Raw genomic sequence first — 14,088 nt, 5'->3', positions numbered from 1 at the left:
TAAGGCAATTACCCTGTTCTAGGCGATTATGTGCGCGTCGGGAGGGTCTTAGGGAGGGTGAGGCGTGCGAAACCCTCCCTAGTTGTTATTGATAAATAGTCAATGAGAAGTCTGCTCGTGGGGGGTAAAAATGCCGTTTTCGGAGGTAGATTATAGTCAAGAAAGGGCAATTTTGCCGTTTTAACATAGGGATGTGTAAAATGAAGAAGTCTTTTATGGGAAAATTTGGCCTCGCTGCCGTATGCGGCCTGGCTGCATCCGCTCTCGCGGACAACCCGATTTCCAGCTACCATTACCTCGCCGACCCGGGTGCCGCTGCCGATGACACCTACTTCTACGTCATTACCGACTCTGACGACCCGGCGGCAGCCAATGCCAACGGCTACAACATCAAGGCCCTCTACGGTTTCCGCACCAAGGACATGAAGAACTGGACCGACTTCGGCATTATCTACGATGCCCGCAAGGTTGACGGTATCGGCGATATCTGGGCATCCGGCATTGCAGTGAACCCCAACGATCACAGGCTTTACATCGTGTTCCCCGATGGCGGTGGTGGCGGCATTGGCCTCATCGGCGCCGACAGCATTGCCGGCCCCTGGACGAACCCTGTTTCGGGCAACAAGAAGCTCATCAACAACTGGGGTGGCGGTATTTCGGACTGCGACGGCATCGGCTGGTGCTTTGACCCGGCAATCTTCTTCGATGACGACGGTACGGGCTACTTCACGTTTGGTGGCGGCAGCAGCGATAGCCGCCCGGCAAATAACAACAACAACGACATTTTCAACATCTACAAGCTCAACAAGGACATGAAGGGCTTCGATGTGAGCTCCAAGACTCACCTGAAGATTGGTGGCCCGAAGGCGATGGAAGCTTCTTACATCCATAAGTACAAGGGCAACTATTACCTGTCTTACAGTACGGCAGACCTGCGTATTGCCTACGGCATGTCCAAGAACCCGATGGGTCCCTATGAATACAAGGGAATATTCATGGGTAACCCGAACATCAACGGGCAGAACATCAACGCGAACAACAACAACCACCATGGCATTGCCGAATTCAAGGGCCACTGGTACGTCGCCTACCATGACCGCCGCATTGCGAACGGTTACGATGGTCTGGAAAAGATTCCTGCCGATGACGGCCAGGCGAATCCGGTACCCGCATTCCACCGTAGCGTGAGCGTGGATGAGTTCTTCTACAACAACGACGGCACCATGAAGGAACTGACCTTCACGAAGGAAGGCCCGAAACAGATCGAGAACTTTGACCCGTACGATTGGTACCCGGCACTCACGAGTTCCAAGCAAAAGGGCATTCGCAGCCGTTCCAACTGGACTCCGGGCAAGGTTGCCGAACACCTGTTGCTCCCGCTTTCCACGAAGGAATCCTGGATTCGCGTGAGTGGCGTTGACTTCGGTACTGCCGCGACCGGTTTCGTGGTGCAGGCCGCAAGCACGGCTGATGGCGACAAGGTTGAAATCCATACGGGTTCTGCGACGGGTACGCTCGCCGGAACCTGCACGCTCAAGAATACCGGTAACAAGAATACCTTTGCCGAGAATTCCTGCGAAGTCACTGGCCTCAAGGGAATCGTGGAACAGGTGTTCCTCGTATTCAAGGGCAGCAGGGATTCTACCATGGCTATCAAGGCATGGGGCTTCGAAGGCAGCGGCACGACTCCGCCGGAACCGCAGAAGCCGTTCGGTGGCAAGGCCTGGGCGGTACCGGGCAAGATCGAGGCCGAAAACTTCGATGAACCGGGTACGGGTCGCGGTGGCGACATTGATTCCTACAACGAATCCGATTCCGAGAACCACGGCGATAGCGACCTCCGCGAAGGCACCGGTGTTGACCTCTACAAGAAGGCGACGGGTGTCATCGTGGGCTACAATACCGAAGGCGAATGGCTTGAATACACCATCAATGTGGCGAAGGAAGGCGACTACACGCTCTATGCCGCAGTTGCCGCTGCCGGTAGCACCTCGAGCTTCAAGTTCTCTCTCGACGGGACGGACATTACCGAAGAAATCACCGTGCCCGCGGCCACCGAAGGCGAAGAAAACTACGACGATTACAACAAGGTCAAGGCGAACATCAAGCTCCCCGCGGGCGAACATGTCCTGAGGCTCACGGTTGTCGGTTCCTGGTTCGATATCGACTACTTCAATATCCTCGAAGGCAAGGATGCTGAAGATACGGAACCGATTAGCACGGATGCCATCGAGACTTGTGTTGCGTTCAAGGCCGTACCGTACGAAACCTACCGCGTGTTTGATCTGAAGGGCGCTATGGTCGGTAAGATCCGTCTGGACGGTGCGACTGCTGGCGAGGCCCTCCGTGCGGCAGGCTTCAACCAGGGCGTGTACATGCTCCGTTCCCTGACCGGCAACAAGAAATTCATGGTGAATACGGCAAAGTAATACCATAAAAGAGTCCCTAAACACCACACATCCAGATTGATGCTTCTCAAGAGCGTCATGAAGTGCCCCGGAGCCCCGCTCCGGAGCTCTTTTCTTGTGTTTTTTTGTGAGATTCTATTGCCAAAACGTCAATGGAAAAAATGGCGCGATGTGCGTTTTTTTGAGCTTTTTCATCTAATTTTAGGTTATGGGACCGCAATCCTGCGGGTTTCTGTTTGGCAAAGGGATGTTATGAAAAGTTTGAATCAAAACAGCGTTGTTAAGGGGGCGTGGAAGACTGCGCTCGCGCTGGGTTGCGGTGCGTTGGTTTCGACCGCATTCGCATCGACGGTCAATGTCGATGTGACCGAAGAACACCAGGTCATTCGTGGCTTTGGCGGCATGGTGCATAACCAGTGGCAGGGCGGTGGCGGACTTTCCGAGGCCGATGCCAAGCTCGCATTCGGTACGGGCGATGGCCAGATTGGCCTCAATACGCTGCGTATTCCTGTGTATGCGAACTCCAGCGACTTCAACAAGGAAGTTCAGGCTGCCAAGTACGCCAAGAAGTATGCCGGCGATGACTTTATCTTGTATGCAACGCCGTGGACTTCTCCTTATGCGGGTGCAAACCAGCACATGTCTTCTTCGAACTACCAGAAGTACGTAGATCACCTGAACAACTTTAACGATTACATGAAGAACCAGGGTGTTCCCCTGTACGCCATCTCCATCAGTAACGAACCGGACTGGTGCGGTGAGTGGGCCTGCTGGAGCGCCGACGAAATCTACAACTTCACCAAGGGCTATGCCGACAAGATGCGCAAGAACGGTGCCAAGGTGATTTCGACAGAATCCTTCCGCTACGACAAGAACCTCTACAACAAGGTGCTGAACGACGCCAACGCCCTCAAGAACTGGGATATTCTCGGAGCGCACTTCTATGCAAGCGACAGAAACACCGGGGACAATTTCTTCCAGTATTCTTTGGCTGACCAGAAAGGCGTGGAACGCTGGATGACAGAACACTACACCGAAAGCCAGGGTAGCGGTAACTACTGGCGCACAATCACGAATACGGGTGACCAGGCAAACCAGAACAAGCGCGATACCGTGAACGCCATGGACGTGGCTTACGAAATCCATCGCGCGATGGTCGTGGGCAACTTCAATCAGTACACCTGGTGGTATATCCGCCGTTGCTACGGCCTCATCATGGAGAAGGACTTCGGCAACAAACTCCAGATTCCGAGCAACGAAATCGGCAAGGTCTCGAAGCGCGGCTACGTGATGAGCCAGTTCGCCCGCTTTATCCGTCCGGGTGCAATCCGCGTGGGTGCGACTGACAAGCCCGAATCGAACCTGTTTGCCAGTGCCTACAAGAGTTCCGAAGGCGACTCCGTCATCGTGGTGCTCGTGAACCGCGATTACAAGAATTCCAAGACCGTGACGGTTAACGTGAAGGGTGCCGATGTGGAATCCTTCCACGTGTACACGACGAGCCAGGCAAAGAATGCAAAGTATGAAGGCGAAGTTGAAGTGAAGAACGGCTCCGTGACTATCACCATGGATGCGGGTAGCTCGGAATTCAAGGACTGCATCGTGACGCTCGTGGGCGTGGGCACTCCTGCTGACCCCGTACCTCGTGAACCGTTTGGCGGCAAGGCGATTGATTTGCCGGGCAAGATTGAGGCCGAAAACTTCGACATCCCGGGGACCGGCAAGGAAAACAAGACCTACAACGAAAATGACTCCGAAGACCACGGCGAGACCAACTACCGCGAAGGCACGGGTGTCGATATCTACAAGAAGGCGACCGGCTACATCGTGGGTTACAACCAGGCTGGCGAATGGCTCGAATACACGGTGAACGTGAAGGAAGCGGGTGACTACACCTTCTTTGCTGCGGTTGCCTCTGCCAATGCGACCTCCGGTTTCAACATGACTCTCGATGGCAATGAACTCACGGGCGATATCTCTGTCCCGAAGAACGATGGCGAAGAGAACTACGACGACTACAACAAGGTGCAGAAGAACGTGACGCTCCCTGCGGGTGAACATATCCTCCGCTTTACGGTGGTCGGTGACTGGATGGACGTGGACTACTTCACCTTCGTGAAGGGCAAGGACGCTACAGACCCCGAACCGATTGGTGGCGATACCAGCACGACGTTTGTGAATGCGAAGTTCCAGATGTCGAACGAATCCATGGAATACCGCATCTTCGACATGGGCGGTAGCTACCTCGGAACGGTGCGTGCTGCCGGAATGCAGGAACTGCGTGCGGGCGCTGCGGACCTCGCCAAGCGTGGAGGCATGTTCATCGCGAAGTCCGCTGCCGGTGCTCTCCGCATCCGCGTGACTCAGTAAAGTATCTCAGTGAACACTGGGTTGGTTGAAAACAAAAGGACCTCGGCAATCGCCGAGGCCCTTTTTCTAATGGATAGAGCCTAGTCGTGGGACTTGCTTCGCAAGTCCACAACTCGTCGGCTCACCTATACGAAAGTGCGAGCACTTTCGTGCAGGATTCGCCTCCTAGTCGTTCATCATGTGGTTGTAGAACTTGGTGTAGTTGTCCTTGTCTTCGGTCTTGCGGATAGCGATGGCATCCTGCGGGTGGCGGTTGAGCATGCCCGTAATCATCTGCGGGATGATGTAGCCCCATTCATACTTTTCCTTGAGCGGCAAGAACAGTTCCTGGTAGGCGTCGAGCACCGGGCGCAGGTCGTACTTCGGATTCTTGAGGAAGCCGAGCAGGAGTTCTGTGGTGCAGTTGCCTGCGCCGCGGCCCATGCCCGAGACGGAACCGTCGAGGTAGTCCACGTGGTCGATGATGGCCTGGATCGTGTTGGAGAAAGCCAGCTGCTGGTTGTTGTGCCCGTGGAAGCCGAACTTCTTGTTCTTCACGATGCTCCTGTAGCGCGTGATTTCCTTGTCGATGTCTTCCTGGTAGAAGGCGCCGAAGCTGTCGACGAGGTACAGGATGTCGGCCTTGCATTCTTCGTTCACCTGGTGGAGCGCTTCGTCAAGTTCCGGACCGCGGTCGCGGCTCACGGCCATGATGTTAAGCGTCGTCTCGTAGCCCATGTCATGGAAGGCGTTCACCATGCTGATGCCCTTGTCGATGTTCTTCACGTAGCTGGCCACGCGGAACATCTGGTACGGGCTTTCGCTGGCGGGCTTCACGGCGTCCATGTTCACGCGGCCCACGTCGGCCATCACGGCCATCTTCATCTTGGATTCGATGCCGTCCTTCACCTTCCAGAGCAGGTCGTCGTCGCAGAACTTCCACGGGCCGTATTCCTTGGGGTCGAAAAGTTCGGGGGAGTTCTTGTAGCCCATTTCCATGTAGTCGATGCCGGCTGCGGAAAGGAGGGTGTAGAGGCGGCGGACGAATTCCAGGGAGAAGTCGTGCTTGTTGACGAGGCCGCCGTCGCGGATGGTGCAGTCGAGAACTTTGATGCTTTCGTAGTACATATTTAGGCGAATGACGAAAGGCGAAAGACGAAAGAAGTTATTCTGGCGGCTGACGCAATCGTCGTTGGTTAAGGTTGATTGGTTCGCAGGCAAAGATAGGTTCTGCGAGAGCGATGGTCAAGGGAAAAAGATAGCTTGTTTTAAAAACTGGTTTATTTTACGCAAATATAGCGTTAAATGTGAACTAAATGCCGAATTTTGCCCAAAAATCACATGTTGATTTACGGGCATTTACTTGCGTCTGGATAAAGATAAAGGTTGCTGAGGCACCGAAAGGGAGGATTGTCAGGGTTGCTCGGGGGTACACCCTTACCCAGAAAATATTCTTGGTTTGTAATCTACGCATTATCTGCGTTAATAAAAAAAGTGCGCAAAACCGGGAGACCCCATCCCCCGAATTTCATCCGCCTCCTGCTCCTGTGATTTTAATCGCCCTCTCCGATTTATCGTTTGGAGAATCCACCTTGAAAACTTATATTCCATATCATGAAGAGATCGAAGTTTATCCCCCTTTCCATGGCGGTTGCCTCCTCGGCGTTCGCTGCGAATTTCTACTACAACCAGGTCGGCTACGATGCGGGCATGCCCATCAGCATCATCGTCAAGAGCAATGCCCAGCTTGATGGTGCCGAATTCAGGCTGATGTCCGGCGGGAATGCCGTCCAGACGGGAACGCTTTCTGCGGGCACGAATCCGGACAACTGGACGAACAATGGCAAGTTCTATGTGGCGAATCTCGATAAGGGTGTCGCGGCTGGTACCTACACTCTGCAGGTAACCGAAAACGGCCAGCCCGCAACTTCTGGCGAATTCAAGGTGGAAGACAAAGCCCTTGCAAAACTGACGCTCGGTGCTGTGCTCGACTACTTCTATGATGACCGTGCGGTAAACTCGACCATTGTGGGTTGGGATTCCAAGCTTGCCGTGTATAACGGTGGCGGTAAGACCCGCGACGTGCATGGTGGTTGGTACGATGCGAGCGGTGACGTGAGCAAGTACTTCTCTCACCTTTCATACGCAAACTACCTGAACCCGCAGCAGATTCCGCTTACGGTGTGGGCACTCGCCTTTGCGGCGGAACGAATCCCGACGTTGCTGGGCCAGACGAGCACCAAGGCGAAGACCGAGGATGAGGCTGCCTACGGTGCGGATTTCCTGGTGCGTATGCTTGATGAACAGGGCTTCTTCTACATGACCGTGTTCGACAACTGGGGTTCCCCGACAGGCAAGCGTGAACTTTGTGCATTCTCGGGCTCCGACGGCATCAAGAGTGCAGACTACCAGACTGCTTTCCGCGAAGGCGGCGGTATGGCGATTGCGGGCCTTGCTCGCGTGTCGAAGCTAGGCGTGAAGGGCGACTACACTAGCGAACAGTACCTGGCCGCGGCCGAAAAGGCTTACGCTCATTTGTCCGAAAAGCAGGGAATCGGCAAGTCCTGTGAGTACTGCGATGACCACAAGGAAAACATTATTGACGATTACACTGCACTCCTTGCGGCAACGGAACTCTATGTGGCGACGGAGAAGGTGGATTACCTGAAGGATGCACGCGCCCGTGCGACAAACCTTATTGGACGCCTGAGCGATGATGGGTACTTCTGGAGCGACGATGCCAAGACTCGTCCGTTCTGGCATGCAAGCGATGCGGGTCTCCCGCTGGTGGCGCTTGTCCGCTATGCCGAAATCGAAAGTAAGATTACTGTGACGATGCAAGGAGGACTTATTGATTGGTACTGCGTGGACATGATTGGGGTTAGTTGCGACAATCCCCATGCGGTCGCGGCCTTGGAGGCCATCAAGACACATTACGACTGGCTTATCAGTATTACGAACAAGGTAGATAACCCGTTTGGCTATGCCCGCCAGACATACAAGACGCAGGGCGCTATCAAGGACGGCTTCTTTATCCCGCACGACAACGAGAGTAACTACTGGTGGCAGGGCGAAGATGCCCGCCTGGCAAGCCTTGCGGCTGCAACTGCATATACGTTCCATTCGATGAAATTGAACGACGCCGAGGCGATGGAAAAGTATTCGACCGACCAGCTCGACTGGATTCTGGGCAAGAACCCGTACGCCACGTGCATGATGTATGGTTTTGGCAAGAAGGTTCCCCAGAAATATGACGGCCAGTCTGAATACGACGCGACGCTCAAGGGCGGTATCGCGAACGGCATTACCGGCAAGAACAAGGATGGTTCCGGAATCGCCTGGACCGATGACGGTGTCGCCGCGGTGGGATTTGATTCGATGAAGGAATCGTGGCAGGTGTGGCGCTGGGATGAACAGTGGATTCCGCATACCACGTGGTTCCTGATGGCACTTGCCACCCGTTACGACGAAAAGCCGGAGTCGATTGAGCCGCCGGTAGCCATTCCGGGGAAAGCTACGGTCGCTACGCGTGCTATGGATGTGCGCCTGCAGGGCCGTGTGCTTGCGGTAAGTGCCGCCGGCGCAAAGGACGGCGTTACGGTGACGGTGCTCGGGCTCGATGGCGCGAAGGTCGCCTCGGGTACATTGAATGCGGGCCGCGCGACGCTGGGCCTTGAATCCGTGAAGAGCGGCGCTTACCTGGTGAAGGTTGACGGCTTCGGCGCAAGGAAGGTGCTTGTCCGCTAAAAACGGGGCTTTTTTGCACGAAACGGGGGCGATTTCGCCTCCGTTCTCTTTTTTTACACAGAAAAAAAAGTTTTCATGGTACTTTTGGCTACGTTCTGACATATATTATGTCATATAAGTGTATTGGGTGCCTTATGAACTTTTTTAAGTCTTTCCCCGTTTTTGCGGTTCTTGCGCTTTCTTTCTGTGGCGCTGCGCTTGCTGTGCCCGCTTATCCGGGAATCATTGAGTCGAAACAGCCCGATGGCTCGGTAGTTCATATCCGCATGGTGGGTAACGAGCATTTCCATTATACCGTTTCGGAAGATAGCGAACTTGTCGTACGTGACTCTCTCGGGTACTGGAACTATGCCGACGAACAGGGCAAGCCTACGGGAATGCGTTTCCATCATCGCGACAAGCGTGGCGACAAGGAACGCAAGTTCAACGAGAAGCGCGATTCGAAAAAAATCCTCAAGGAATTCCTGGAAAAGAAGAAGAACCATGAAAGGAGGCGCCCGCCACACAGGATCGACGCCCCTCAGGAAGGCGAGGCCGATACGTCTTCCCTAAATTCCGTTCCCTTTCGGGCGGCCCCCCTCCGTGCCGCCGTAGCGACCCCGACAGGCGATGTGGTGCAGATAGCGACGCGCCCGAAGTTTACGCAGAGCATGACCGCTGGCGAAATTCGCGGGCTCATAATCCTTGTGCAGTTTAGTGACGTGAAGTTCAAGTCTAGTGACCCGCAGGCCGACTTCAGCCGCTACATGAACGAGGAGGGCTATCACGAAAATGGAATGCATTGGAGCGTGCGTGATTACTATGTCGCAAATTCCATGGGCGCGTTCAAGCCCACGTTCGACGTGGCTGCTCCGGTAACGCTTTCGAATAGCCGTGCCTATTATGGTACACTCCAGATTACCTACGATGGTGCCAACTACTACGATTATCCGGATTCCGCATTTACCGAGGCCATTAAGCTCATCAAGCAGCGCGGGGATGTCGATTTTACCCTGTACGACAATGATGGCGACCAAAAGGTGGATTTCGTATACATGATCTATGCGGGTATCGGTGAGGCCGATACGGGTGTAGAGGACGCTATCTGGCCGCAGGCGGCCTACGTAAATCCGATTGCTGTTGCGGGAAATTGTAGTGGGTGGAGCAGGAACTGCTATTATGTTTCCCATTATGCGTGTTCCAACGAGATAAGCGGGAATGCTTACTCGCAGTATGGCCAGTCTACCAAGATCCTTGCGGGAATAGGCACGTTTGTCCATGAGTATGGCCATGTGCTCGGCTTGCCCGACTTCTACAACACGGAAGACATGAATGACCAGTCGACGCCGTTTATATGGTCGCTGATGGACATGGGCGAATACAATAGCTATGCCGAAAATGACCTTCTTGCGGGGACCGCTCCCCCGAGGCTCACCGCCTTTGAACGCTATTCGCTCGGGTGGCTTACCCCGCGCGTGCTCGAAAAGCAGAACGGCGAGATTACTTTGTACGGGATAGACCGGAACGATGCCATTCTTATCCCCTCTACGAACAAGAACGAATACTTTTTTCTTGACTATCGCGCAAAATATGATGAGATAACGCCGCTCCCGAGCAGCGGCCTGCTTGTCTGGCGCGTGAGCTACAACACCAACGCCTGGGACAACAACACGGTGAACGTGAGAGGCTCTTATCGCATGAACCTGATTCGCGCCGACAAGAATGATAGCCTGCAAACGGTAAGAAATGGCTGGTATTCATATCGTGCTCCTACGCTTGAAGATGAATACTTGAAGGGTGATCCGTTCCCGGGAATAAAGCGTGTCACGGAATTTGACGAGTTCGTGACGCTTGCGCGTGAAAATCTTGGCTTGCGCATCTACGACATTACCGAGACAGATTCTGCAGTCACCTTCAAGGTGAAGTGGGACGGCGTGGAAGGCTGGCCCTCGAGTTCGTCGTTGGCCGAAAGTTCTTCCAGTTCCAGCGAAATTGTCGAGTCCAGTTCCAGCGAATCTTCGAGCAGTTCCGCCATCGTGCTCGGCGTGAGTTCGTCTGAAGAAATTACGGGCGTCGTAGCGGGTGCATTTGCCCCGCAGGTGCACATGACGCTGGAAGGCCGTACGCTCCATATAGTTGCTGGTTTTGAAGGCGGGAAGGAAATCCGCGTGTTCGACGTGCAGGGGCATCAGCTTTATGCGGGCCGCTTTGCGGGTAATTCCACTGTGCTGCAGCTGGGTGACTTTGCCCGCGGGGCGCACGTGGTGCGGCTGACTGCCGGGAACCGCATTCTTGCAGTCAAGCGCCTGTAACAGGAAAGAGGCACCCCGTTCGGGATGCCTCTTTGTTTGGTTTAGGAATTTACTTACTTTACCTGTACTCTGCTTGTCTGGACTGCGTTCTTGCTCCGGATAATGGCAATGTATTGCCCCATCGGGAGTCTTTCGAACCGCTCGCTCCCCGTTGTGGAATTCCTCTGCGCGACTGTCTTGCCCGTCGCAGAAACCAGGATGATGCTTGCGGGTGCATCGCCTAGCCCCTCGATAACGATGCTCCGGCCTTGCGCGTAGATGCGGGGTGCCGAGAATCTAATTCCTTGTGCGATGCCTTGCGGTTCCGTGCTGTCGGGAGGTGTTGCGCAATCCTTGCAGGTGGTATCGCCCGCGGCGTACAGCGGGGCGAGCGCTTCGGCCCACAGGTGGTGCATCGCCTGCCCGCCTTTCTTGTCGCCGTTCGGGTGAACGCCGTCGCTCGCGAGCTGTTCCGGATGCTCCTTGAAGTAGGCGAAAAAGTCGGGACCCTTCGGGAGGTTGTTTTCTTCGGTCAGGTTGTCGACGGCCTCGAGGAATGCGGGGTTCACCTGCCAGCCCGCCTTGGAAGAATCTGTCGCGATGATGCGGGCGATAATCGGGGTGATTCCGTGCGCCTTCGCCGAATCGATAATCGTCTGCATGTTCTTCTTGTATGTGGCGAGGTTCCAGTCGCCGCCGCCCCAGGCATCGTTCGTGCCCATCTCGATGGCCCAGAACTTCACGTTGCCTGCGTACTCCAGGTATTCGCCCAAGTGCTCGACGACCTCGGAACTGTTGATGCAGCCGATGCCCCCGCGGAGCATGGCGGGCGTGTATTCCGGGAACTTCGCGTGAATGATTTGCGCCGTCGTAGAATCGGTATCCTGCTGCTTGATTCCCATCTGGCTGATGCTCGTGCCCATGAAGAACCACGTGTCGGTACCGTCCGCGCTCATGTCGAATGCCTCGATTTCGAGAATCTGGCCCACGTCGCCTTCGCTTGCGAACTTGAACCAGGACTTGCCTGCAAACTCGATTTCGACACCGCGTGCCATTACGGGGTTGTTCTCGATAGTGGCAGCCACTTCCCAGTCGCCGTCGTTGCCGTCGGTGGAATTTGCCGATGTCAGGATCTTGAAGTTCGAAAGGGCGACTCCGCTATGTCCGCAGCCGCTCGTGAAGTCGGTCGCCCAGGCGCAATCGCCGTAGGATTCCCAGTTGATTCGCAGTTTTGTGGGGCCTTCGCCCACGTTCAGCGCGATTTCCTTGGCGCTGCTGCTCTTCCAGTTCGTGAGGTAACCGTCTGTCAAGTAATCGGTCGTTGCCGCCCCCGTATGTGCCGGCAAACCGCCAGAAACCAGCTTGTTCGGGACTATGGCGTTTGCCAAACCAACCCAGAAAAACACAGTGGAGGCGACAACGACTTTTTTGTTCATGCATCCCATACACATATCCATTTTTTTTGTCCAGTTATTTCTTGAGGTAAACCGTATTCACGACGTGGCCCTGCACCTGCTTGCGGATGACGTAGCGGCCCTGCGGAAGCCCCTGCGTAGTGAGTCCCACGTAGTGGCCGTTCATGTCGAAGATGCCGACGGTCGTGGCCGTGCCGAGCAGGCGCGGAACTGTCGCGATGCGGGTCGTGCCGGAGTCGGGAGGCGTTACTGTCGTATCGGGGGTGACGTCCGCCGTGTAGTTGTCCCAGCCGGGCATGTCCTCGAGAGAAAGGATTCGCTCGTCGTCCATGTTGCTCTTCCACACGGCGTCCTTCGTCTGGCCGGGCCAGGTTCCGCTCCAGGTGCTATACCACGGCATCCACCAGCTCCATACCGCTTCGTCGGTATGCATGTTGTTCACGTCGGGGATAGGCCCGTTTTCGCTGAGCGCGAGAATCTTCGTGCCGTTCGATGCGCTTTTGAACTTGTCGAAGGAGCTCGCGTTGCTGGAGTGGTCATTTGCGCTGTTGTAGATGTCGATGGAAAGCACGTCGTAGTATTCGCTGCCCGGATTCCAGGAGGTGACGGTACTCCCTTCGGGGTTGAACACCCAGATCATGTTCTTCACGCCCTTGACCTTTACCATGCGGTCATAGACAAGGCGGTAGAGGGCCGCGAACTGGTCGCCCGAATTGATGCTCCACCAGAACCATTTGCCGCCCGCTTCGTGCAGGGGGCGGAAAATGCCCGCGACGCCTTCTTTCTGCAGTTCGAGGAAGTAGTCGGCGATGTGGTCGATGTCGGCGACGATTCCCTTGTAGGCGGCACTTTCGGTGTTCCATTCGGTAGTGCCGGCCTTGAATCCGGTCGCAAAATCGAATGTCGTGTATCCCTGGCCGTTATCGGCGCCCTGGATATAGAACGCGTCATCCTTGTCGAGCGGGTCTTTCCAGTGCCAGGTGAATGCGGGAATGCCGCCAGCCTTCCAGAGGCCCTTTGCAATGGAGATAGCCTTGTCGGTGTATTCCATGTTCCAGCTGCCGGAAGCGTTCGGGCCTGTCGCGAAAAGGAAGTCGAGGCCGACGAGTGCCGGGTACTTGCCCGTGCGCGTGTAGATGTATTTCACGTCGTCGTGGGTCTTGAAATCGGCGCCCAGTGTGTAGCCGCTCATGTCGCCGGTCATGATTCCGCTAATCGTCTTCTTGCCGAAGTTCTCGCGCAAGAAACTGTAGAGCTTCACGGCGCTTTCGGTCGCGTTCGGGGTGACCGGGGTCGCGGAAATCTTGAAGGGGGAGGATTCGTAGGGCTCCACGTCGATATAGTCCACGCTAATCCAGCCCCAGTACTTTTCGAGTGAGATGGTGTTCGTGCCCGCCTTGAGCGTGACGACGGTCGAGACGTCGGACCAGTTGGAGGTAGCCTCGAAGTCGACGGTACCCGAGGTGGCGCCGTTGACCACGATGTAGTTCGCCTTGAAATCGCCCGCCTTGTAGCGGATGGTCACCTGGTACTTGCCCGCCTTTTCTGCGGTGACTCCCGCGAAGGTGATGTTGCCTTCCTGCATGTCGGTGTAACCCGTGCCCGAAACACCCGAGGCGTTGACATTTTTGGCACCTCCGGAGAGCGTTGCCGATTCCGCCTCGTACTTGGTGGCAAATGCCGCCGTCGAGACGCACAGACCGAGAATTGCGAATTTAAGGCCGATATTCATTAGAACTCCTTGGTTATACTGAATATACCTTGTTTTGCGGGTTGCCGCCAGTAAAATGTCCACGGGTGTGGACAAAAAAGTCAACATTGTTGTGAAAAAATTTACAAATTGACCCGAAAAAATTGGAAATTTAATAGCGAGAAACTATATTTATACCGGCAGGCCCG

7 protein-coding genes are annotated in these 14,088 nt (G+C 55.1%); 4 read left to right on the top strand and 3 right to left on the bottom strand.

Annotated elements, in window-relative coordinates:
* Positions 1-200: 200 nt before the first annotated feature.
* Complete coding sequence (locus tag BUB22_RS01055) at positions 201-2,429, top strand: carbohydrate-binding protein (RefSeq protein ID WP_254794581.1); 2,229 nt, start codon at positions 201-203, stop codon at positions 2,427-2,429.
* Between the two features lie 231 nt (positions 2,430-2,660).
* Positions 2,661-4,778: a carbohydrate-binding protein gene (locus BUB22_RS01050; protein WP_073113536.1), complete on the top strand. Its 2,118-nt coding sequence runs from the start codon at positions 2,661-2,663 to the stop codon at positions 4,776-4,778.
* Between the two features lie 165 nt (positions 4,779-4,943).
* Here BUB22_RS01050 and BUB22_RS01045 read toward each other — a convergent pair whose 3' ends face one another.
* Complete coding sequence (locus tag BUB22_RS01045; protein ID WP_073113535.1) at positions 4,944-5,885, bottom strand: aldolase catalytic domain-containing protein; 942 nt, start codon at positions 5,883-5,885, stop codon at positions 4,944-4,946.
* A 486-nt stretch (positions 5,886-6,371) separates the two neighbouring features.
* On the opposite strand from BUB22_RS01045, the gene BUB22_RS01040 reads away from it, so the two are divergent.
* Complete coding sequence (locus BUB22_RS01040) at positions 6,372-8,504, top strand: glycoside hydrolase family 9 protein (protein WP_073113534.1); 2,133 nt, start codon at positions 6,372-6,374, stop codon at positions 8,502-8,504.
* Between the two features lie 134 nt (positions 8,505-8,638).
* Entirely contained in the window at positions 8,639-10,795 is a 2,157-nt protein-coding gene (locus BUB22_RS01035) for a M6 family metalloprotease domain-containing protein (RefSeq protein ID WP_073113533.1), read from the top strand.
* A 53-nt stretch (positions 10,796-10,848) separates the two neighbouring features.
* Here BUB22_RS01035 and BUB22_RS01030 read toward each other — a convergent pair whose 3' ends face one another.
* Positions 10,849-12,210 carry an SGNH/GDSL hydrolase family protein gene (locus BUB22_RS01030; RefSeq protein ID WP_139258647.1) on the bottom strand — a complete coding sequence of 454 codons (1,362 nt, stop codon included), beginning with the start codon at positions 12,208-12,210 and terminating at the stop codon, positions 10,849-10,851.
* Positions 12,211-12,244: 34 nt separating this feature from the next.
* A complete protein-coding gene (locus BUB22_RS01025) occupies positions 12,245-13,921 on the bottom strand; it encodes a glycosyl hydrolase (protein ID WP_073113532.1) in 1,677 nt (558 codons plus the stop codon).
* Positions 13,922-14,088 lie beyond the last annotated feature (167 nt).

The organism is Fibrobacter sp. UWCM (assembly GCF_900129735.1).
Classification (GTDB): Bacteria; Fibrobacterota; Fibrobacteria; order Fibrobacterales; family Fibrobacteraceae; genus Fibrobacter.
The sequence above is the reverse complement of the archived record's forward strand: the minus strand, read 5'-3'. Positions and strand labels throughout refer to the sequence as shown.

Coding starts and splice junctions, on each gene's coding strand:
- BUB22_RS01055 (WP_254794581.1), top strand. CDS start 201: ATGAAGAAGTCTTTTATGGGAAAATTTGGCCTCGCTGCCGTATGCGGC.
- BUB22_RS01050 (WP_073113536.1), top strand. CDS start 2,661: ATGAAAAGTTTGAATCAAAACAGCGTTGTTAAGGGGGCGTGGAAGACT.
- BUB22_RS01045 (WP_073113535.1), bottom strand. CDS start 5,885: ATGTACTACGAAAGCATCAAAGTTCTCGACTGCACCATCCGCGACGGC.
- BUB22_RS01040 (WP_073113534.1), top strand. CDS start 6,372: ATGAAGAGATCGAAGTTTATCCCCCTTTCCATGGCGGTTGCCTCCTCG.
- BUB22_RS01035 (WP_073113533.1), top strand. CDS start 8,639: ATGAACTTTTTTAAGTCTTTCCCCGTTTTTGCGGTTCTTGCGCTTTCT.
- BUB22_RS01030 (WP_139258647.1), bottom strand. CDS start 12,210: ATGAACAAAAAAGTCGTTGTCGCCTCCACTGTGTTTTTCTGGGTTGGT.
- BUB22_RS01025 (WP_073113532.1), bottom strand. CDS start 13,921: ATGAATATCGGCCTTAAATTCGCAATTCTCGGTCTGTGCGTCTCGACG.